This is a genomic window from Parapedobacter soli, from assembly GCF_025460835.1.
GTDB classification, from domain to species: Bacteria; Bacteroidota; Bacteroidia; order Sphingobacteriales; family Sphingobacteriaceae; genus Parapedobacter; species Parapedobacter soli.
The window spans coordinates 15,222-35,855 of sequence record NZ_JAMXAY010000033.1; the positions used below are offsets into that span (position 1 = coordinate 15,222).

General features: G+C 52.6%; 21 protein-coding genes. 12 read left to right on the forward strand and 9 right to left on the reverse strand.

Annotated elements, in window-relative coordinates; translation table 11 throughout:
* The first annotated feature begins 48 nt into the window (after positions 1-48).
* The 8 genes from surE to NGM62_RS14205 all read left to right on the forward strand — a co-directional run bounded on the left by surE (position 49) and on the right by NGM62_RS14205 (position 9,419).
* Entirely contained in the window at positions 49-825 is a 777-nt protein-coding gene (gene surE / locus NGM62_RS14170; RefSeq protein WP_262248891.1) for a 5'/3'-nucleotidase SurE, read from the forward strand.
* A complete protein-coding gene (locus NGM62_RS14175; RefSeq protein ID WP_262248892.1) occupies positions 826-1,083 on the forward strand; it encodes a hypothetical protein in 258 nt (85 codons plus the stop codon).
* Positions 1,080-1,949: a menaquinone biosynthesis family protein gene (locus tag NGM62_RS14180; protein WP_262248894.1), complete on the forward strand. Its 870-nt coding sequence runs from the start codon at positions 1,080-1,082 to the stop codon at positions 1,947-1,949. The genes NGM62_RS14175 and NGM62_RS14180 overlap by 4 nt, the downstream gene beginning before the upstream one ends.
* A 112-nt stretch (positions 1,950-2,061) precedes the next feature.
* On the forward strand, positions 2,062-5,355 hold the full coding sequence (gene secA, locus NGM62_RS14185) for a preprotein translocase subunit SecA (RefSeq protein ID WP_262248895.1): 3,294 nt from the start codon (positions 2,062-2,064) through the stop codon (positions 5,353-5,355).
* A gap of 13 nt (positions 5,356-5,368) precedes the next feature.
* Positions 5,369-5,815, forward strand: coding sequence for an SPOR domain-containing protein (locus NGM62_RS14190; RefSeq protein ID WP_262248897.1), 447 nt, complete (start codon positions 5,369-5,371; stop codon positions 5,813-5,815).
* 11 nt (positions 5,816-5,826) lie between these two features.
* Entirely contained in the window at positions 5,827-7,011 is a 1,185-nt protein-coding gene (locus NGM62_RS14195; protein ID WP_262248899.1) for a M20 metallopeptidase family protein, read from the forward strand.
* A gap of 10 nt (positions 7,012-7,021) precedes the next feature.
* Positions 7,022-7,558, forward strand: a complete 537-nt coding sequence (locus tag NGM62_RS14200) for a GNAT family N-acetyltransferase (protein WP_262248901.1) — start codon at positions 7,022-7,024, stop codon at positions 7,556-7,558.
* 73 nt (positions 7,559-7,631) lie between these two features.
* Entirely contained in the window at positions 7,632-9,419 is a 1,788-nt protein-coding gene (locus tag NGM62_RS14205) for a glycoside hydrolase family 15 protein (RefSeq protein ID WP_262248903.1), read from the forward strand.
* On the opposite strand, the gene NGM62_RS14210 is transcribed toward NGM62_RS14205, so the two are convergent.
* On the reverse strand, positions 9,409-11,607 hold the full coding sequence (locus NGM62_RS14210; RefSeq protein ID WP_262248905.1) for a bifunctional alpha,alpha-trehalose-phosphate synthase (UDP-forming)/trehalose-phosphatase: 2,199 nt from the start codon (positions 11,605-11,607) through the stop codon (positions 9,409-9,411). The two genes, NGM62_RS14205 and NGM62_RS14210, sit on opposite strands and share 11 nt — an antisense overlap.
* A gap of 89 nt (positions 11,608-11,696) precedes the next feature.
* Positions 11,697-13,004 (reverse strand): M20/M25/M40 family metallo-hydrolase, encoded by a 1,308-nt coding sequence (locus NGM62_RS14215; protein WP_262248907.1) that lies wholly within the window; start codon positions 13,002-13,004, stop codon positions 11,697-11,699.
* A 189-nt stretch (positions 13,005-13,193) separates the two neighbouring features.
* On the opposite strand from NGM62_RS14215, the gene NGM62_RS14220 reads away from it, so the two are divergent.
* Positions 13,194-13,508 carry a rhodanese-like domain-containing protein gene (locus tag NGM62_RS14220; RefSeq protein WP_262248909.1) on the forward strand — a complete coding sequence of 105 codons (315 nt, stop codon included), beginning with the start codon at positions 13,194-13,196 and terminating at the stop codon, positions 13,506-13,508.
* A 24-nt stretch (positions 13,509-13,532) separates the two neighbouring features.
* Complete coding sequence (locus NGM62_RS14225) at positions 13,533-13,721, forward strand: DUF6358 family protein (protein ID WP_262248911.1); 189 nt, start codon at positions 13,533-13,535, stop codon at positions 13,719-13,721.
* 2 nt (positions 13,722-13,723) lie between these two features.
* On the opposite strand, the gene NGM62_RS14230 is transcribed toward NGM62_RS14225, so the two are convergent.
* The 7 genes from NGM62_RS14230 to trmD form a co-directional block, all read right to left on the reverse strand.
* Positions 13,724-14,458, reverse strand: a complete 735-nt coding sequence (locus NGM62_RS14230) for a 2-phosphosulfolactate phosphatase (RefSeq protein ID WP_262248913.1) — start codon at positions 14,456-14,458, stop codon at positions 13,724-13,726.
* 9 nt (positions 14,459-14,467) lie between these two features.
* Positions 14,468-15,547, reverse strand: a complete 1,080-nt coding sequence (gene gcvT, locus NGM62_RS14235; RefSeq protein ID WP_262248944.1) for a glycine cleavage system aminomethyltransferase GcvT — start codon at positions 15,545-15,547, stop codon at positions 14,468-14,470.
* Positions 15,548-15,610: 63 nt separating this feature from the next.
* On the reverse strand, positions 15,611-15,952 hold the full coding sequence (locus NGM62_RS14240) for a single-stranded DNA-binding protein (RefSeq protein WP_262248915.1): 342 nt from the start codon (positions 15,950-15,952) through the stop codon (positions 15,611-15,613).
* Positions 15,953-16,109: 157 nt separating this feature from the next.
* Complete coding sequence (gene trpC, locus NGM62_RS14245) at positions 16,110-16,892, reverse strand: indole-3-glycerol phosphate synthase TrpC (RefSeq protein ID WP_262248917.1); 783 nt, start codon at positions 16,890-16,892, stop codon at positions 16,110-16,112.
* Complete coding sequence (locus NGM62_RS14250; protein WP_262248919.1) at positions 16,889-17,530, reverse strand: anthranilate synthase component II; 642 nt, start codon at positions 17,528-17,530, stop codon at positions 16,889-16,891. Before NGM62_RS14250 ends, trpC begins: the two co-directional genes overlap by 4 nt.
* Before the next feature lie 11 nt (positions 17,531-17,541).
* Complete coding sequence (locus NGM62_RS14255) at positions 17,542-18,951, reverse strand: anthranilate synthase component I family protein (protein WP_262248921.1); 1,410 nt, start codon at positions 18,949-18,951, stop codon at positions 17,542-17,544.
* Positions 18,952-19,184: 233 nt separating this feature from the next.
* Positions 19,185-19,862, reverse strand: coding sequence for a tRNA (guanosine(37)-N1)-methyltransferase TrmD (gene trmD / locus NGM62_RS14260; RefSeq protein WP_262248923.1), 678 nt, complete (start codon positions 19,860-19,862; stop codon positions 19,185-19,187).
* Positions 19,863-19,982: 120 nt separating this feature from the next.
* Between trmD and NGM62_RS22240 the strand changes: the two genes are divergently transcribed.
* On the forward strand, positions 19,983-20,183 hold the full coding sequence (locus NGM62_RS22240) for a DUF2683 family protein (protein ID WP_390937459.1): 201 nt from the start codon (positions 19,983-19,985) through the stop codon (positions 20,181-20,183).
* Complete coding sequence (locus tag NGM62_RS14265; RefSeq protein WP_262248924.1) at positions 20,174-20,629, forward strand: type II toxin-antitoxin system YoeB family toxin; 456 nt, start codon at positions 20,174-20,176, stop codon at positions 20,627-20,629. Before NGM62_RS22240 ends, NGM62_RS14265 begins: the two co-directional genes overlap by 10 nt.
* Positions 20,630-20,634: the final 5 nt, after the last annotated feature.

Genomic DNA, 20,634 nt, shown 5'->3' on the forward strand with positions numbered 1-20,634 from the left:
GTTATGGTTACAGCAGCCCATAACGCTTTTTCTTTTTAACTTAGCACCATGGTAAATAAAAAGCCTTCTATACTCGTGGTGAACGATGATGGCATCACGGCCCCCGGCATCAAAGTACTGATCGAAGAGATGCAGCAAATCGGTGATGTCACCGTAGTGGCACCCGAAGGGCCGCAGTCGGGCACCGGACACGCAATAACCATCGGCAAACCCCTGCGCATAGATCCCATCTACATTTACCCCGGAGTCGAAATGTATAAATGCTCGGGGACTCCCGTAGATTGTGTCAAATTAGCCGTAAATAAAGTCTTTAAAGGCAGAAAACCCGATATCTGTGTTTCCGGTATCAACCACGGCCTTAACAATTCAATCAACGTGCTCTATTCGGGTACCATGTCGGCCGCTGTGGAAGGTGCAATTGAGGATATCCCCTCAATCGGGTTCTCCTATGACGACCTGAACTACGACGCCGATTTCACTGCCTGCCGGCCATACGTCCGGAGCATCACTAAACAGGTCCTCACCAATGGGTTGGCAAAAGGAACCCTGTTGAACGTGAATTTCCCCAAGGCCGATCGCATAAAAGGAATAAAAATTTGTAGACAGGCCGACGCAAAATGGGCCGAGGAGTTTGACGAACGCACAGACCCAAGCAACCGCAGCTACTACTGGCTCACCGGCATATTCGAGCTGCGCGACCGTGGGGAAGATACCGATGTGTGGGCATTGCAAAATGGATACGCTTCCATCGTGCCGGTCCAGTTTGACATGACCGCCCACCACGCTATACCCGAACTCAATTCGTGGAGCTTTGACAATAAGTAAGTGCAGCAAAATTCATTTTTCTGGGGCGGTGTTCTGGGTGCCATCACCCCCACGGTAGCATGCCTGCTCAAAGTGTTCTCACCATTGGGCGCTACCATGCATCCGCTAAGCTTATATGTTATCGCAGCCGTCGTCAATCTGTTGCTCATCCGCTTTTTCTATCGGCGGGAGCTCGACCGGACGGCACGCGGCCTACTGTTGGTTACGTTTGTAGCCCTGTTATTTCTGATTATTCTTGATAAACCGTTGTTAGCATGAAACTCTCGCTCGGGTTTTCCCCCTGTCCCAATGATACGTTTATTTTTGATGCGCTCATCCATCACAAAGTTGATACCGAAGGTCTCACTTTTGATGTGTACTATGAAGATGTGGAAACGCTTAACCATAAAGCGTTCAATACCGAGTTGGATATCACCAAGCTAAGCTACCACGCCTATGCCTACGCCGCAAACGATTATGTGCTGCTCGATGCGGGCAGTGCACTAGGGTTTGGCGTTGGACCACTGCTGATCAGCAAAGACCCCGCACTTGCCAGCCAGGTGCAAGCACAAGGCAAAGGGGTATACACCGGTAAGCCGCTCACCGTGGGTATTCCGGGCCAATACACTACAGCAAACTTCCTGCTAGGGCTGGCTTTTCCGGGATTAGCCAGTAAGCAGGAGATGGTATTCTCAACAATTGAGCAGGCATTGGTCGATGGCCATATCGACCTCGGCCTCATCATCCACGAAAACCGCTTTACTTATCAGGCCAAAGGGCTGCATAAGGTCATGGACCTCGGCGATTATTGGGAGCAGACAACAGGGGCACCCATTCCCCTGGGGGGCATCGTGGCACGGCGCAAACTGCCCGATAACATCAAGCGTAAGGTTAACCGGGTGCTACGCAAGAGCGTAGCGTTTGCCCTGGCCAATCCGCAATCCGGTATCGAGTTCATCCGTTCGCATGCGCAGGAAATGAGCGACGAGGTAATGTATAAACACATCGATTTGTATGTCAACCGGTTTTCAGTCGAACTCGGCGAAGAAGGACGCGCAGCTATATACACCCTCTTTAACAAGGCATGGGAGTTGAAGCTGGTGCCCCAGACTTCCAAAAGCTTGTTCCTAGAATCTACAATCTAACCCCTGCAATCTAAAATGTAATGACTAACTTTGCCCAGTATGCCATATTGGCGGAGATGGGTTTTTGGTGTCATTATTGACAATGACGTGTGTCAGAAATAAACAATAGCAGATGTTAACATTTTTAAGTAAAATATTCGGCAGCAAATCAGAGCGGGATATCAAACATATTCAACCCCTGGTAAATAAAATCAAGGAAGAATATCCGAAATTAGAATCCCTTACGAATGATGAGCTGCGCGCTAAAACAATTGATTTCAAGCAGCGCATTACTGATTTCCTTGCTGACATCGACAAGGAAATTGCTGATTTAAAAGCGGAGGCTGAACGCGAGGGCATTGAGATGAGCGAAAAAACAGCCATCTATGACAAGGTGGATAAGCTGAGCAAAGACCGCGACCGCAAGCTGGAAGAGGTGTTGCTGCAGCTGCTTCCAGAAGCATTTGCAGTGGTCAAAGAAACTGCCCGGCGTTTTACTGAAAACAGCGAGCTAATCGTTACAGCAACTGATTTCGACCGGGAGCTTGCCGCTTCAAAACCACATATAAAGATCGAGGGTGACAAAGCGGTGTGGCAACACACCTGGACAGCCGCAGGCACAGAGGTAACGTGGAAGATGGTCCATTACGATGTCCAGCTGATCGGTGGTATCGTGCTCCATGAAGGCAAGATTGCCGAGATGGCCACCGGTGAAGGTAAAACCCTGGTAGGTACATTGCCTGCCTATCTGAATGCATTATCCGGCCAGGGCGTCCATATCGTAACGGTGAACGACTACCTCGCACGGCGTGACTCCGAGTGGAACGGGCCGTTATTTGAGTTCCACGGCCTGCGCGTGGATTGCATAGATAAACACCAGCCCAATTCGCCCGCCAGACGCAATGCTTATTTAGCAGACATCGTGTTTGGAACAAACAACGAGTTCGGGTTCGATTACCTGCGCGACAACATGGCACAGTCGCCAGATGCCTTGGTTCAGCGGAAGTTGCATTTCGCCATGGTCGATGAGGTAGACTCCGTGCTGATTGACGACGCCCGTACACCGTTGATTATCTCCGGCCCGATACCGCGCGGCGACCAGCACGAGTTTTATGAGCTCAAACCCCGTATCGAGCGATTGGTCAATACACAGAAAGCCTACATCAACGGCGTGCTCAATGAAGCAAAGAAAGCCATCGCCGCAGGCGATACAGAAGTCGAAAGCGGCGGACTAGCCCTGCTACGTGCCCATCGCGGATTGCCGAAAAATAAAGCACTCATTAAGTTCCTGAGCGAAGGAAGCAACCGGCAGGTACTTCAAAAGACGGAAAATTATTACCTGCAAGAGCAAAGCAAAAACATGCCCAAAGTAGATGCTGAACTCTACTTTGTCATCGACGAAAAAAACAACCAGGTAGAGCTCACCGAAAAGGGAATCGAGCTCATTACCGCGTCGGGCGAAGACCCCAACTTCTTCATCATGCCCGATGTGGGCAGCGACGTCGCGGAGATTGAGAAATCAAACGCAAGCCCGGAAGAGAAGTTGGCCAAGAAAGAGGAGCTGATGCGCGACTTTTCGGTCAAATCAGAGCGGATACACTCGGTAAACCAGCTTCTTAAAGCGTACACACTGTTTGAGCGTGATGACGAGTACATCATCGACGAGGGTAAGGTAAAAATCGTAGACGAACAGACCGGGCGTATTATGGAAGGCCGCCGTTATTCGGATGGGCTGCACCAAGCCATCGAGGCCAAGGAAAACGTAAAGGTCGAAGATGCCACGCAAACCTACGCCACGATTACCCTGCAGAATTATTTCCGCATGTACCACAAGCTTGCCGGTATGACGGGTACGGCCGTTACCGAAGCGGGCGAGCTATGGCAGATTTATAAGCTGGACGTAGTCGAAATACCAACCAACGTACCCATCCAGCGCGATGACCGGCATGATCTGATTTACCGGACCGCCCGTGAGAAATACAACGCCGTGGCAGAAGAAATCCATCAGCTTACCCAGCAGGGGCGCCCGGTGTTGGTAGGTACCACCTCGGTAGAAATATCCGAGCTGCTCAGCCGTATGCTCAAGTTGCGCGGCGTTAAACACAATGTGCTGAATGCCAAGTTGCACCAGCGTGAAGCTGATATCGTTGCCGAAGCCGGCCAGCCGGGTATGGTAACGATTGCTACCAATATGGCAGGCCGTGGTACAGACATCAAACTCGGGCCCGGCGTGAAAGATGCCGGCGGATTGGCAATTATCGGCACCGAACGCCACGAATCGCGGCGGGTAGACCGCCAGCTGCGCGGCCGTGCAGGCCGCCAGGGAGACCCCGGGTCGTCCCAGTTCTTCGTATCGCTCGAAGACCCTTTGATGCGGCTGTTTGCTTCCGAGCGGATTTCCAACATCATGGTACGTATGGGCGTGCAAGAGGGCGAGGTTATGCAGCACAGCATGCTTACCAAGTCTATCGAGCGTGCACAGAAGAAAGTGGAAGAAAACAACTTCGGCATACGTAAGCGCCTCCTCGAATATGACGACGTGATGAACTCCCAGCGGAGCGTTATCTATGCCAAGCGTAAGAACGCTTTGTTTGGCGAACGTCTCGATGTCGACCTGAACAACACAATCGTTGATGTGGCGGAAGATATCGTGGCAACATACAAAGAAGCGGGCACCTACGACGACTTCCAGCTGGAGGTAATCCGGGTGTTCTCGTTGGATCCCGGCATCGATGCGGCCGAGTTTACCGATAGTGGCATCGCGTCGCTCAGCGAGCGGTTGTCAGAGCGCGTCATCGCGTTTTACCACGAAAAGGCAGACAGGATCGCCAAGCAAACGCTACCGGTGCTCACCGACGTATTTGCCACCCGTGGCAACCAGATAGAAAACATCGTTGTGCCATTTTCTGATGGCGTCAGGGGAATTCAGGTGGCCACCAACCTCAAAAAGGCAGTCGAGTCCGGAGGTAAGGAAGTGTTCAAGTCGTTCGAAAAAGGGGTGGTCCTCGCGCTGATTGATGAGGCCTGGAAAGAACACCTGCGCGATATGGACGAATTGAAACAATCGGTGCAAAATGCGGTCTACGAGCAGAAAGACCCCATTATCATTTATAAGATGGAGGCCTTCAATCTGTTCCGCGAGATGCTGATCGAGATGAATAAGGACGTGGTCGGTTTTCTGTTCAAGGGTGAGATACCCCAGCAGCAGCCGCAGGATGTGCGCGAGGCCCGGCCGGCGCCCAGGCAAGAGGCGCGTATAAAGACGTCGAAGCCCGAGCTCGTAGGGGCGGGCGGGGGCGCTCCTCCCGTAGAAGATACACGCGAGGTACAACGCACCCAGCCCATCCGGAATGAACAGAAAGTAGGCCGAAACGACCCCTGCCCCTGCGGCAGCGGCAAAAAATACAAAAACTGCCACGGCGCGTAAATCGGATATCGTCATGGAAAAAAGAGGTTTTGCAATGTTCATTATCCTGTTCCTGGGGTTCTCCTGTATGGACGGGTTTGGCCAGCAACGCGGTACCGTAGAGGTAGTGGTAGACCCACTGATCAGCTTGATGCAGCGGAGCCGCAAAGGCACCAACATTACGGCCACCTCTACCAGCCCGCCCCCGGTTGATAAGGAAAACGCAACCCGTACCACCACCATGGGGTTCCGTGTACAGATTTATTCCGGCTCAGACCGCACCGAGGCATACGCCGAACAAGCCCGATTCAAACGGCTGTATAAAGATATCGATACTTACCTGAGCTATGAGGAACCCAACTATCGGGTAAAGGTCGGCGACTTCAGGAACAGAAGTGAAGCCCAAGACCTCATGCAAGGCCTTCGGAAGCAATTCAATAATGTGTTTGTTTTTACCGAAGAAATATATGTATATCATTAAGGGAAGCCGTCATGAAAGATAAAGTCCATGCCCTTGCTGCCCAAATCCATGAGGCAGCCGTGGGGTGGAGGCGGCACCTGCACCAACACCCCGAACTTTCTTTCCAGGAGCACGAAACCTCAGCCTTTGTAAAAGACCAGCTAAGCCAAATGGGAATCGCCTATGTACCTATGGCCGACACCGGCGTGGTTGCCCATATCCATGGCGAGCAGCCCTCCGACAAGGTGGTAGCCCTACGGGCAGACATGGACGCCCTCCCCATCACGGAAGTAGCCGGTCGCGAATACGGGTCGAAACGTACGGGCGTGATGCACGCCTGCGGGCACGACGCACACACCGCCTCGCTCTTGGGCACCGCACGTATCCTCCAATCGTTGAAAGCCGATTTCGGGGGAACAGTCAAACTCATTTTCCAACCCGGCGAAGAACGGTTGCCCGGCGGTGCCAGCCTGATGATCCAAGCCGGTGCATTGCAGGACCCCGTTCCGCAGGCAGTAATCGGGCAGCACGTCATGCCGCTGATACCGGCCGGAAAAGTCGGGTTCCGCGAAGGCAAGTACATGGCATCAACCGACGAATTATATGTAACCGTCAAGGGCCGCGGCGGCCACGGCGCCCAGCCCCAGGAAAATATCGATCCGGTCGTCATCACCGCGCACATCATCACCGCATTGCAACAGGTGGTGAGCCGTATTGCCGACCCCAAAATGCCAAGCGTACTGTCTTTCGGCAAAGTCATTGCCAACGGAGCTACCAACGTCATCCCCGATGCCGTATATCTCGAAGGGACATTCCGCACATTCGATGAGACATGGCGTAAGGAAGCGCATAAACGGATGGTAAAAATGGCCACAGGTATTGCCGAAAGCATGGGCGGCTCGTGTGATTTCGAAGTACGAAACGGATACCCATTCCTGGTAAACGACGAAAAGCTCACGGCTGAAATCCGCGGATATGCCGAAGAGTTCCTCGGCAAGGAGAATGTGGTCGACCTCGACCTCTGGCTTGCCGCCGAAGACTTCGCCTATTATTCGCAGGTAGCCGATGCCTGTTTTTACCGGTTAGGCACCCGAAACGAGGCCAAAGGCATAACCTCGGCCGTACATACCCCCACATTCGATATCGATGAAAGCGCATTGGCCCTCAGTACCGGCCTGATGGCTTATGTTACCCTGCGCCGGCTCGGCTACGCATGATTTTACACCCATGACCTCCGAAGATGTGACGTTGAAAGCCGCCACCGCAGCAGATGCACCAGCTATTCGGCAGCTGGCACATGACAGCTGGTGGACTACCTACGGGGGGTACCTCGACCGCGGCCAAATCAGCCTCATGCTGGAGCTGATCTATTCAGAAGCATCGCTGCTGGCCCAATTCGAAACGGGGCAATCCTTTACACTAGCCATGCGGGGCCATACCCCGGTAGGGTTTACCGGGTTCCAGCCTAAACCGGCTGAACCACACACCATGCGTATCGAAAAACTCTACATTCTGCCCTCAGAGCAGGGAAGGGGAACAGGAAAGTTGCTGATCAACCATGTTGCCCAGGCGGCGCTCGCCGGCGGCCGACCGCAGCTGGAGCTAAATGTAAACCGGAACAACCCCGCTGTGACGTTTTACCAACGGCTGGGGTTCACCGTGGTCGATACGGTGGATACCCCCTATCATGGCTACGTATTGAATGACTATGTGATGCAGAAGGATTTAAGGAGCCCAAATGCGGCTCCCTTATATGGCATATAGCAGAAATTTACCTAAGTTTGGAAATCATCGCATTTGCGTTTCGGTACACCGAAATGCAAATAACTAAAAACATATGGGAAATCGGCATATATACCACAGCGGGATTATTGGAAACTGCAGCTACTTAGCCCACATCCACAAAGACACCAACGTATCTTGGCTTTGCTGGCCTTCTTTTGATAGCTCATTCGTATTCGGCGGATTGCTGGACAGCAAGAAAGGAGGCCGGTTTTCTATCCAGCCGGTGGGCGAGTTCACAAGTAAACAGTATTACGTGGAGAACACAAACGTACTCCGCACAGAGATAACAACCAGCGACGGCACTTACCGAATCACCGATTTCGCCCCCCGCTTCAGGCAGTATGAACGGTATTTCAAGCCATTGATGCTGATGCGGAAGGTCGAGCCGCTATCGGGCCGGCCACGCATCCGTATCGTATGCGAGCCGGTAAGCGGCTATGGCGGACAAACGTTCAACAAATTCCGGGGGAGCAACCACGTGGAGTTCAGCAACGGAATCGAGCAGATGCGGTTGACCACCGATGTCCCGGTGAGCCACTTTTTCGGCGAAGAAGCATTTGTATTGGGCGGAACGAAATACCTGGCCCTCACCTATGGCCAACCCCTTGAGGCCCCGCTGGAACGCACGGCAGAACATTTCCTCAGGGAAACCATCAACTATTGGCGTAAATGGATTAAGCATGCCACCATATCCACCTTTTACCAAGAGGCCGTTATACGGTCGGCGCTGGCCCTGAAGATCCACCAGTATGAAGATACAGGCGCCATTATCGCCGCAGGCACCACCAGCCTGCCGGAGTATCCCGGGAGCGGCCGCAATTGGGATTACCGCTATTGCTGGCTGCGGGATAGCTATTACGTCATCACGGCACTCAACCATATCGGCCAGTTTGAGGAGATGGAGCTGTATGCCAATTACATCACAAACATCACCCATGCCGATACAGGACGCCTCCAGCCACTGTACGGAATAAACGGGCAGACCAAACTTACCGAGCAGATCCTCGATGAGCTGGAAGGCTACCAAGGCAATAAACCGGTCCGCATAGGAAACCAGGCCTACGAGCATATCCAGAACGATGTGTACGGACAGGCGATGATTGCACTGCTGCCATTATATACCGACTACCGTTTCGTTTTCAACGAGCGCTCCGATGCAGGGCGCTGGGTCAACTACATACTCGATAAAATCGAAAAGACCATCGACGAAAAGGACGCCGGCATTTGGGAGTTCCGCAGTTTTGCCAACCACCATTGTTATACCAACCTCTTTCAGTGGGCCGGGAGCGCGGCCGCACAGAAAATAGGGAAACTCACGGGCGACAAGCAGATGATTAGCCGCGCAGAGGCATTGATGAAGCGCGCAGCGCATTATATAGAGTCGTGCTATGACCCCGGGCGGCAGGTGTATGTCAACGCGGTGGGGAGCCCCCACCTGGATGCCAGCACGCTGCAGCTCATTATGATGCACTACCTCGACCCCGCATCCGACCGCGCACGCAACCACCTTAAGGCCCTCGAACGGGAGCTCAAAACCCCACAGGGGCTCTTCTACCGCTACCTGCACTCAGACGATTTCGGCAAACCCAAGTCAACGTTTCTTATCTGCGCATTCTGGCACGTGGAAGCACTGGCCTGCGTAGGCCGTGTAGACGAAGCGATCGCAACGTTTGAAAAGCTGCTCACCTACGGCAACCACTTGATGTTGTTCAGTGAAGATGTGGACGAATCCGATGGGAGCCAGTGGGGCAATTTCCCGCAGGCGTATAGCCATGTGGGCCTGATGAATGCGGCATACCGTATCTCGATGAAGCTCGACCGCCCGATATTTATAGCGTAGCCGCTGCAGCGGTTGCGTCAGCGAGCTTCCGGAGCAGTGCCCGTACATCCCGGAGGTGCTTCACGTAAAACCTAGCGGCTGATACTTCCGTGCCCACTTTAATGGTAAACGCCTCTTTAGGTAGCGCATTGAACGTATCTTCGTCGGTGCGGTCATCGCCTATCGAGAGGATGAAATCATAGTGGTTTTCATGGAGGATATCCAAGGTGGCCCGGCCCTTATTCACTTCGGCACTCCGTATTTCCACCACCTTGTCGCCATCCAGCAGCTGCAGCCCGTAAGATGCAGAATAGTTTTGCAACGCCGCAATCAGCTCGTGTGCCCGCAGCGTACCCAAGTCGCGCTGCACCTTGCGGTAATGCCAAGCGAGTGAAAAGCTCTTTTCTTCCACAAATGCACCCGGCGTCCGGTCTGCATAAGACTCCATCAGTGTGCCCACTTCAGCCTTCCACGCGTTGGATAGGCCGCTTTTCAGGTGCCATTCCGAATCCGGCTCTTTCGTCCACACACCGTGCTCCGCAATGAGGCTATACGGCTTGTTTTGGAACCATTTCTCCAGCGTACTGTGCTTACGCCCACTGATAATGGCCAAGTGGTTATTGATGTCGGCCTCAAGGATATCGAGTAGCCGGTAGAGCTCTTCGTCGGGCGATGCCTTGTCTATATCGCCCTGGAAGCCCACCAACGTGCCGTCGTAGTCGAGCAGCAAAAGCCTGCTGTCTGCCGCTTTGTAGTGGCTGATGATCTGGTTCTCGATGGCCGGTCCCACCAACCTTGCCCTGGTGTTGCTTTGGATTGTTTTCGCTTCTTTAAGTCTATTCATAAATAACGTTGCCCAGTGTTGCACGGTAAATTTAAATACAATTTGGCGCATGGCTTTCATCCGCTTGTTTACCTCGGCCAGGGGCATATTCAGAGCATGCAGCAGCGCATCCCGGATTTCGTGCACATTGTTTGGATTCACAATCAGCGCATCGATAAGCTCGTTGGCCGCCCCGGCCATTTCACTCAGTATAAGCACGCCCGTGTCGTCGTTTCGGCTGGCTACGTATTCTTTGCTTACCAGGTTCATCCCATCGCGCATAGGGGTCACCAGGCAAACATCGGCTACATTATACAATGCCGATATCTCCTCCATCGGATAGCTGTGGTAGAAATACGCCACCGGGTACCAGTCGTACGAGCCGAATTGCGCGTTGATATACCCCACCAATCGGTCGATCTGGTCCTTCAGTTCGCGGTATTGGGGCACCGTATCGCGCGAAGGCACCACCACCATGTACAACGTTACGCACTTGTGGAAAGCCGGGTTTTCCTTCAGGAACAATTCAAATGCCTCCAACCGTTGTATGATCCCTTTGCTGTAATCCAAGCGGTCTATAGACAAGACAATCTTTTGGTCCCTGAAGTTGGCCTTCAGCTCATCCACCCGCTTCAGCACGTTCCCGTCTGACGATAGCTCGGAAAACCGATGGCTGTCTATCCCCATCGGGAAAGGCTCCACAACGATGGTACGCCCATCTTCCTCTAGCTTGTTTGAATTGTTGTTTGTTTCGGTAAGCCTGGTGGCCGAGCTTATGAAGTGGCGCACATCGTCAAACGTGTGGAAACCAAGCAAATCAGCCCCAAGCATCCCTCCCAGCAACTGGCGCCGCCACGGGATGAGGCGGAAGAGCTCTTGCGAAGGGAAAGGAATATGCTGGAAAAAGCCGATGGAAGCATCGGGCAACGCCTTCCTCAACAAACCCGGAAGCAATAGCAGCTGGTAGTCATGAACCCAGATGGTGTCGTCCGGTGCTGCGGCCTCAAGCACCCGCTCGCAGAACTTTTCGTTCACCCGCACGTACGTTTGCCAGTTTTCCAGTTCGTAAAGGGCATAATTGGGCATATAATGGAAAATCGGCCATAACACTTCATTCGAGAAACCCTCATAAAACCCCTTTATCTCGTCCTCGTCCAAGAAAATAGGCACAAGCCGCCGATCGTTCAACAGCGTTGTGAAATAAGACCGTTGTTCGGGGTCGGTTAACATCACGCCGGGCCAGCCGATCCATATATTCTCACCCTCTGCATGGATAGAAGCCAAGCCGGTTGCCAAACCGCCCTCACTCGGCTGCAGCGCATATCCGTCTCCATCCTCCGCAATTTTTATCGGTAGCCGGTTGGATACAATAATAGTTTTACTCACGGTATCTGATCTTACATGCGGGCACCTTAGTTTAGTTTTACGGCCCGCCTTTATAATGATAACGCAAATTCAGGCTAAAAGTTTGCCGTTTACTGTCCCAGCTTGGGAATCCGCGAGGGCGTGTCGTCACCCGATACGATACTTCCGGCCCCCATAGCGATGGCATGGATAGACGAAACAATGTTTTCGATTGCCAGGGTCTCCACTTCGTCTGCCACCGTGTGGTAGTACTTGTCGCGGTCTATCTGCACCGTTGCAAACGTATGGGCAGGAACGCCCATGGCAGCCAACGAGGCATTATCACTTCGGTAAAACAGGTTTTGGGTGGGGTAGGGGTCGGGATGGAACGTGAAGCCCGTGTTCTCCACATTCCGCTGCATGATTTCCGCCAGGTCGCTTTGGCTGTAGCCCGTTACGTATAGCGAGTTGGGCCCGAACCGGGCATCCTTACCAATCATCTCGATGTTAATCATCGCCACCACCTCGTCGGCATCGATGGTTGTCGAAAAATATTTCGACCCTACGAGGCCGATCTCCTCTGCCGTAAATGCAGCGAAGATTAGGGTACGCGCATTGTCATTTAGCTTTTTGTAATAATTAGCCAAGCTTATTACTGCCGATACGCCGGAAGCGTCGTCGTCAGCGCCATTCGCAACGGAGTCCTGGCCCACAGGGTCGATGATACCGATATGGTCATAGTGGGCCGAGAAAATGACGTATTCATTCGGCCGCGATTTGCCAGGCAGTACGGCCAACACATTAAAAAGCGGCTGCTTTTCGATGACGTTGGTAAACGCCACGCGGAATGATGTGGGCACGCTGCCGGCTAACACATACACCACCGAGGGCGTGGGGGCGCCGCTGTGTTCCGGGTTGACCCGCTCGCGCATCAAGAAGCTGCGGTACCGGCCGAACAGGTTGGCGAAACTCGTGTCGACCACCACCACGGCATCGCCGCCGCTGGTAGCCACCTCCCTGAAACGCTGCGCAAAGTCATCGCCAGCCTTTATTTGGATCAACGCGACATCCGGATCGGTATTCCAATTTACACCCGGCCTGTTACTCGATACAATAATACGGTCTTCGGGTATCTCCTCCCCGTCAAATGTTACCTCCCACGTGGCCGGGCGGATCTGTACAACCTCCCATGTCTGCCTGAAACCAGGCTCGCCGGCATAAGGCTCCAGCCCGATTTTGGTAAACTCCGAAGCAATGAAATCAGCAGCACGTTCCACACCCGGCGTAAACACTGCCCGGCCCTGCATGTCATCGGCCGCAAGGGTATGCAGTACCCGCCGCACTTCATCAGCGTCGACCAGCCGCTGCGGCGACTGCCGCGAGGCGCACCCCATCAGTAAACAAAGCGCCAAAACACCGGAACCTAACCACCTGAACATCGCTTAACCGTTTTGATTACCCAAACTTAGATAAAGTTAGTTTGATATGCAAAACTACCATCGCCTAAATAAAAAGCAGTATTATCTTGCGCCGGTTTGGCAGATAACCGCTATCTTTGAGTACAAAAAAGGAATAAGGCAACCAGTCCCGGCGGGCAGGTGCCGATAACACTAAATGAAAATAAGCAGATGAAAGAGATTACCGTCGAAGAGCTCAAATCGAAAATTGACAACAACGAAGACTTCCAGTTGATTGACGTACGCGAAGAGTTTGAATACGAAACGTCTAACATCAACGGCACACACATCCCTTTGGCTGATGTCGTTCTCGAAAAAGATAAAATATCCCGCGATAAACCCGTGATTATCCACTGCCGCAGCGGCAAGCGGAGTGCCCAGGCCATCATGCTGCTTGAACGGGAAGGTTTTGACAACCTGTACAACCTACAGGGAGGGATCCTGGAATGGCGCGACACATTCGATCCGGATATGGAAGTATACTAGCACATTCCGCTTCATGAGTCGCCGATGAAAAAATACTTCCTGTATAACGTTATGCTGAATATCGGGCTGATCCTGATGGGTCTGGCGGTTTGGGCAGCTTACCGTTTAGCTGATTACACCATATTGGCCATCACGGTAGCCATATTTATCGTATTGGTATGGTTGAAAATCCGGCTGCTCAAGCAGGTCCGGCAGTTTACAAAAGACAGCTGACGCTACTGTGCCGCCGGCACGTATTCCGGCAGGCCAACCAGCTCCCCGTTTTTCATAACAGGGATGGCCGTCACCAGGTCTTCCTGTAAGCAGAACGCGATATCGCGTTCGATTTTCAGGTGCCGCATCCGCCTGCCGTGGGAGGCTTTCGTAAGGAATGCCGCCAAGTCGCTCTCGGCGTTGACGTAAAGGCTCTGTGCGGTATAAGCCGCGTCGTCTAAGGTCACCCCGGCCGCTTCGAGCCGGTTTACCACCGCCCCGGCAAACACCGAGTCTTCCAGGCTCACGTGGTTCTTCCACCCCGCACACACCAGCAGCACATTACCGTGCTGTTTTTTCAACCAATCGGTCAGTGCACTGATATTGAGGAACGAACCCATGACAATTGTCTGCGCACCTTTGCACTGCTGGATGGCCCGCGTACCGTTCGTGGTTGTCAGTACAACGGTCTTCCCGGCCACTTTTTCGGGCGTATAAGAAAACGGAGAGTTGCCGAAGTCGAACCCATCCACCACTTCACCGTCGCGCTCGGCAGCCAGCAGGTAGCCCTTGCCCCGGTATGCTAAGCATTCATCGATTTCAGCCACGGGTATAATGGCACGCGCACCGTTGGCTATCCCATAGCACATGGAAGATGATGCCCTGAAGATATCGATCACAACCGCGGTCGTGTCATCCAAGTCGTAATAAGGTAATAACGCGGGGCTTAGGCATACGTTTACGCTTCTGAGAGTCATCCGGTACTGTTACTTTACAAATGGGGGTTTTACTACCACGGCCTTCACCGGGTTGTTGCGTATGGCGATGTACAATTCGGTTCCTTCCTTGGCATGGGCCAGGGCGACGTATCCCATCCCGATCGACTTTTTGAGTGTGGGCGACTGGGTGCCGGAGGTAACCCGGCCGATCACATTGCCGTTTCCATCCTGTATCGCGTATCCCTGCCGGGGTATTCCGCGCTCCACCATTTCAAAACCAACAAGCTTGTTTTCCAACCCGGCTTCTTTCTGTTTTTTCAGTCCCTCCGCGTTGACGAAGTCCTTGGTAAATTTGGTCACCCACCCTAAGCCAGCTTCCAATGGCGAGGTCGTATCGTCGATATCGTTGCCATAGAGACAGAAGCCCATCTCCAAGCGTAGCGTATCGCGCGCACCGAGCCCGATGGGCTTAATACCGTGTGGTGCCCCCGCTTCGAAGATCGCGTCCCAAACTTTCCGGGCATCCTTGTTTGCCACATAAACTTCAAATCCACCCGCCCCGGTATAGCCGGTAGCCGAAACCAGCACGTTGTCTACCCCGGCAAAAGAACCTTTGGCAAATGAATAATAGCTCATGGTGGCCAGATCCATGTCGGTGAGGCTGTCCAGCACATCGGCCGACTTCGGCCCCTGTACCGCGAACAGCGAGGTCTCGTCCGAGATGTTCTTCATGGTCACACCGTTGGTGTTGTACTTGGAAATCCAGTCCCAGTCTTTCTCAATGTTTGACGCATTGACCACGAGGAAGTAGGTTTCTTCATCGATACGGTAAATAAGCAGGTCATCTACCACGCCCCCGGCTTCATTCGGCAAATAAGCATATTGAACCTTGCCATCCGTGAGCCGGGATGCGTCATTGGAGCTGACCCGCTGTATAAGGTCGAGCGCACCGCTTCCTTTGAGGATAAACTCGCCCATGTGGCTTACATCGAATACCCCGACCGCCTTGCGGACGGTCTCATGTTCGTCGTTGATGCCCGAATACTGTACGGGCATGTTAAATCCCGCAAAAGGAACCATTTTGGCACCCAAAGCGATGTGCAGATCGGTAAGTGCGGTGTTTTTTATCATAAAATACACACAATTAATTGCTGCCGCAAAGCTAAGGAAAAAAGCCTAAAAGCAGCCTATTTATTCTGGGCTGCGGTTGAGCTGCAGCACCTCCTTCACGTTTACCTCCGTAACATAGCGGGTTATACCGTCTTTATCAACATATTGGCGGTTTACCAATTTCCCCTCAACGGCAATCTCCGAGCCTTTGGTCAGCGACTTTTCCGCAAAAGCCGCCTGCCGCCCCCAAAACACAAGGTGATGCCACTGCGTGTTGGTAGCCCACTCGCCCTGCTCGTTGCGGTACCGCTCGTTGGTGGCTAATGATACACGGGCCAGATTCTTGTTCTCGCCGAAGGTTTTCAGTTCGGGGGCCCTGCCCACAAATCCGGTCAGCCGGACACTGTTCTTTAATGAAGCCATGATGCTTAAAAATTAATGAGTGAAACATTCAATTAACGACCGATGGCATTACTGACCGCCATCGACATCACAAAGATGGGGGCTTCAAAAGGGATTATCCGTATAATAAACGGATATATCCGGTTATATCCGTTTATAATCGGCTCTGGTGGGGTTTTTAGATGTTGCTCACAAATTCGTTCACCGCTTTCACCGGATCGGCGGTCTTCATAAAGTTCTCGCCGATCAGAAACCCGTCGAAACCGGCACCGCGCAACTGGCGGATCGTGTCGGGATTGCTGATGCCGCTTTCAGAAACCTTTACAAACTTATCGGGAATCAGCTCCACCAATTCCAGCGAGTGGTCGAGCGATACCGTGAAGTCTTTCAGGTTACGGTTGTTCACGCCGATCGCATCTATGCTATCCATCACACTGCGGTCCAGCTCCTCGCGGTTGTGTACTTCCAGCAGCACATTCAGCCCAAGGGACTTAGCCGATTCAGACAGTGCTTTTACCTGGCCCGCATCCAGTGCCGCCGCAATCAATAGGATGATGTCGGCCCCGTAGGCCTTGGCCTCTATAATCTGGTACTCGTCTATGATAAACTCCTTGCGCAGCAGCGGCACCCGCAATACCGCCCGTGCGGCAGCCAGATCATCGAGGCTGCCTTTAAAGAAAGGGCCGTCGGTAAGTACGGATACCGCCGAAACACCCGCTTCCTGGTACCCTTGCACCACGGTTTCCACCGTCGCGCGGTCATTGATCATCCCTTTTGACGGCGACGCGCGCTTGTACTCTGCAATGATACCGTTCTTCCCACGGTCATTTATAGCATCGTGTAGCGGGAGGCAAGTGCGTGCAAAAAGGGGCTTCTGCTCCAGGTCGGCATGCCGCGTGGCAGCCTTCGCCTGTTCAACTTCAACAAATTTGCTGGCAATTATTTTATCTAAGATAGTCATTGTTCTGCGGTTTGTGAGGTGTGTCCAATAGCCGGCGACGGTTCCTGTGCCGGGGCCAACCAATTAGCGATCATGGCTTTGCCATGCTGTGTGAGCACCGATTCGGGGTGAAACTGCAATCCTTTTACGTCGAGTGCCGTATGCGAGAGGGCCATGATCACGCCCTGCTCATCTTCAGCGGTGATGCGCAGCACATCCGGGAACCCTTCGCGTGCCACGGCCCACGAGTGGTAGCGCCCTACGGGGAATGACTGCGGCAGCCCACCGAAAATCGGCTCATCGGTTACCTTGATGATCAGCGGCGTCGCCGTGCCGTGCACCGGTTTACTCAAATTGTACAGGGTGCCGCCATATACCTCGGCTATGGCCTGCATGCCCAGGCAGATGCCGAGGATGCTCTTTGTTGCACCGTATTGGCGTATCACGTCCAGTAGCAGGCCCGCCTCTTTGGGTATGCCCGGCCCTGGCGAAAGCAGGATCTTGTCAAAAGCAGCAACCTCTTCCAGCTCGAATTTATCATTGCGCCATACGGTGGCATCGTGCCCGCACTCATGTAAGAGGTGTACCAGATTAAATGTGAATGAATCATAATTGTCGATCACCAGTATCCGGGGTGATTGATTTTGTGCGCTGTCCATTTTTCCTAATATCAAATTTCCTGTGCCAGCTCCAATGCTTTACGCAGTGCGGCAATCTTGTTGTTTACTTCCTGTAGTTCTTTCTCCGGGTCAGAATCGGCCACAATGCCCGCCCCTGCCTGGTAATGTAATGTATTGTTCCGGCTCAAGAAGGAGCGGATCATGATGGCGTGGTTGAAATCGTCGTTGAAGCCCATGTAGCCAATGGCGCCGCTGTAGAAACTCCGCTGGAAGTTTTCATAGCGGTCGATGAGCTGCATGGCCATGTGCTTGGGTGCACCGCTGAGTGTACCCGCCGGGAACGTGTCGCCGACCACATCGAACGAGTTCACCCCCTCGCGCAGCGTACCGCACACCTTAGATACCAAGTGGATGATGTGCGAATAATACTGCGCTTCTTTGTAAGTCTTCACGTGCACATCCTCACAATGCCGGCTCAGGTCATTGCGGGCCAGGTCCACGAGCATCACATGCTCCGCGCTTTCCTTCGGGTCTTCCTTCAATGCCTCCGCAATTTTTTCGTCCTGCGTCTGGTTGCCGCTTCGTTTGAATGTACCCGCAATGGGGTAAATGGTAGCTTCCCGGTTGCGGATGGTCAGCTGCGCTTCGGGCGATGAGCCGAAAAGCTTAAAGTCGCCATAGTCAAAGTAAAAGAGGTATGGCGAGGGGTTGATGGAGCGCAGCGTACGGTATACGTTGAACTCATCGCCCAGAAACGGGCGTGAAAATGCCCGTGATGGGACAATCTGGAATACGTCCCCCCGGAAAATATGCGTTTTCATCTTAGCTACAAGCGCCTTGAAATCCGCATCGACCATGTTCGACGCTTCGGCCCCATTGAGCGAGAAATTATACTCAGGGAAGTTTTTGTTCTGGATGAGGTATTGGATTTTTTCCAACCCCGATGGACTAGTGTCGCCCTCCAGCTGGTGCTCAAAGATATACAGCTGGTTGCGGAAGTGGTCGATCGCAATCACGTAGCGGTAAACGTGGTATTGCAGATACGGGATATCCCGCTGTGGCTCCGGCGGGGTCTCCAGGCGTATATCCTCGAAATGGGTAACCGTATCGAACGTGAAGAAACCGAAAAGACCATTGGAGATGAAGTTGAACTCGTCGCTGTTATTGCTCACAAAAGCACTCCTGAAAGCCGATACCTCCTGGCGGAGGTTAATCGCTGATGCTGCCTTCCGTGTCGCCGGTTGGCCGGGGTATTCAATCTCCAGCGCATCGCGGTCTAGCCTGATGCCCCCAATCGGTTCGCAGCAGATGTAGCTCATGTTATTTTCGCGGCTATGGTAGTCAGAGCTTTCCAGCAGCAGGCTGTTGGGAAACACATCACGGAGCCGCAGGTATGTACTTACCGGCGTAGTCGTATCTGCCAGCAATTGTTTGTAAACGGTTTTAAATCGGTATGCCATATTCACTTGTTAACTAAATCACATAAAAAAACCCGACGGATTCTCAGAACGTCGGGCTAAATATTCCAAAGCCTTTGGTTGATTAGGAATGTATCACAGTTCCCTCAAGCCCGACGCTATCGCTATCGAGCCACCACCATAATCCGATGAGGAACCTATCCGTAATCATACAGAGCAAAAATAGGAAAAAAATTAACGAAACAAATTTTATTTTCTTGCTATTTGCCGCTTGCTCAGTCGTCCAGCAAGTCGGGCCGCCGGGCTTCGGTACGGGCAAGCGCCTGTTCGTCGCGCCACCGGTTTATCGCGGCCTCATTGCCGCTGAGTAGCACATCGGGCACCTTGTGCCCCCGCCAGTCGGCCGGCCGGGTATAAATCGGTGCGTCCAGCAGCCCCCCTTGGAACGAATCGGAGAGTGCCGATGTCTCATCCGATAGCACCCCCGGCAGCAGTCGCGCCACCGCATCCACCAGTACCGCCGCCGGCAGCTCCCCGCCCGAAAGCACATAGTCGCCGATGGAAAGCTCCCGGGTCACGAAAACATCGCGGATGCGTTGGTCAATGCCCTTGTAATGCCCGCAGAGGATGATGAGGTTGCCTTTGGTCGAGAGGTTGTTGGCGATCGACTGGTTGAGGGTTTCCCCATCCGGCGTCATGAAAATCACTTCGTCGTATTCCCGCTCGGCCTGCAACTTTTCAATGCATGCCGCAAAGGGAGCTATCTGCATCACCATACCACTGCCGCCTCCATAAGGGTAGTCGTCCACGCTTCTATGCTTATTATCAGCATAGTCGCGCAGGTTATGCACCACAATCTCGCAAAGCCCCTTTTTCTGGGCGCGTTGCAGTATCGAGTGCATAAAAGGGCTTTCGAGCAAGCCCGGCAGTACCGTGATGATGTCAAACCGCATGGCACAAAGATAGCGTTTTGCCGGTAATCGGGGTGCCGGGCCACTCCCTTCAATGTGCAGGTTTTATTCTAAGCAGATAAATCATTAACTTTGCGTGAGTCAAAACAAAACGTAGTGGATATGGAAACGTTTATTGTACACACAGAAAATAAAACGCAAGCGAACGCCATAAAGGCGGTGCTTAAGGCTTTGAATGTTACATTTGAACGGACGACTGAAAGGCCATACAACTCGGAATTTGTTAAAAAAATTGAGAGAAGTGACCAAGAGTATAAAGAAGGTCGGTTCAAAACCGTAAAGACCGAAGACTTATGGAAGTAGATTATTCCGAACAAGCATTGGAAGACATTGCTTTTTGGAAGAAATCGGGTAACCTTTCCGTTCAGAAGAAGATCAGCCGACTAATCCAGTCAATTCAAGAAACACCTTTTCGGTGGAACACTGCTTACCAAAGAAGATGTGGTATTTGGCATCGCATGCTTGGGAATAATTTGCTATTTCAGCGATTTAGCTTTAAATTTGCTGTTAGCATGGGTACACTCGAATTAAAAGATATACTGATTAGCCGCATTGCAGAGATTGATGATATTCAGTTTCTCAAAGCGATTAAGACGATTTTGGATACCAAGACCGAAGCCCAGACCTTGGAATTATCTCCTGCCCAAGTTCAAGAGATAGCAGCCTCGCGCGAGGAAATTGCGGCCGGCCGCTTTATTGAACAGGCTGATTTGGACACCGAGATTAATGCATGGTTAAAGGGAAGATAATATGG

Coding starts and splice junctions, on each gene's coding strand:
- surE (WP_262248891.1), top strand. CDS start 49: ATGGTAAATAAAAAGCCTTCTATACTCGTGGTGAACGATGATGGCATC.
- NGM62_RS14180 (WP_262248894.1), top strand. CDS start 1,080: ATGAAACTCTCGCTCGGGTTTTCCCCCTGTCCCAATGATACGTTTATT.
- secA (WP_262248895.1), top strand. CDS start 2,062: ATGTTAACATTTTTAAGTAAAATATTCGGCAGCAAATCAGAGCGGGAT.
- NGM62_RS14190 (WP_262248897.1), top strand. CDS start 5,369: ATGGAAAAAAGAGGTTTTGCAATGTTCATTATCCTGTTCCTGGGGTTC.
- NGM62_RS14195 (WP_262248899.1), top strand. CDS start 5,827: ATGAAAGATAAAGTCCATGCCCTTGCTGCCCAAATCCATGAGGCAGCC.
- NGM62_RS14200 (WP_262248901.1), top strand. CDS start 7,022: ATGACCTCCGAAGATGTGACGTTGAAAGCCGCCACCGCAGCAGATGCA.
- NGM62_RS14205 (WP_262248903.1), top strand. CDS start 7,632: ATGGGAAATCGGCATATATACCACAGCGGGATTATTGGAAACTGCAGC.
- NGM62_RS14215 (WP_262248907.1), bottom strand. CDS start 13,004: ATGTTCAGGTGGTTAGGTTCCGGTGTTTTGGCGCTTTGTTTACTGATG.
- NGM62_RS14220 (WP_262248909.1), top strand. CDS start 13,194: ATGAAAGAGATTACCGTCGAAGAGCTCAAATCGAAAATTGACAACAAC.
- NGM62_RS14225 (WP_262248911.1), top strand. CDS start 13,533: ATGAAAAAATACTTCCTGTATAACGTTATGCTGAATATCGGGCTGATC.
- NGM62_RS14230 (WP_262248913.1), bottom strand. CDS start 14,458: ATGACTCTCAGAAGCGTAAACGTATGCCTAAGCCCCGCGTTATTACCT.
- NGM62_RS14240 (WP_262248915.1), bottom strand. CDS start 15,952: ATGGCTTCATTAAAGAACAGTGTCCGGCTGACCGGATTTGTGGGCAGG.
- trpC (WP_262248917.1), bottom strand. CDS start 16,892: ATGACTATCTTAGATAAAATAATTGCCAGCAAATTTGTTGAAGTTGAA.
- NGM62_RS14250 (WP_262248919.1), bottom strand. CDS start 17,530: ATGGACAGCGCACAAAATCAATCACCCCGGATACTGGTGATCGACAAT.
- NGM62_RS14255 (WP_262248921.1), bottom strand. CDS start 18,951: ATGGCATACCGATTTAAAACCGTTTACAAACAATTGCTGGCAGATACG.
- trmD (WP_262248923.1), bottom strand. CDS start 19,862: ATGCGGTTTGACATCATCACGGTACTGCCGGGCTTGCTCGAAAGCCCT.
- NGM62_RS22240 (WP_390937459.1), top strand. CDS start 19,983: ATGGAAACGTTTATTGTACACACAGAAAATAAAACGCAAGCGAACGCC.
- NGM62_RS14265 (WP_262248924.1), top strand. CDS start 20,174: ATGGAAGTAGATTATTCCGAACAAGCATTGGAAGACATTGCTTTTTGG.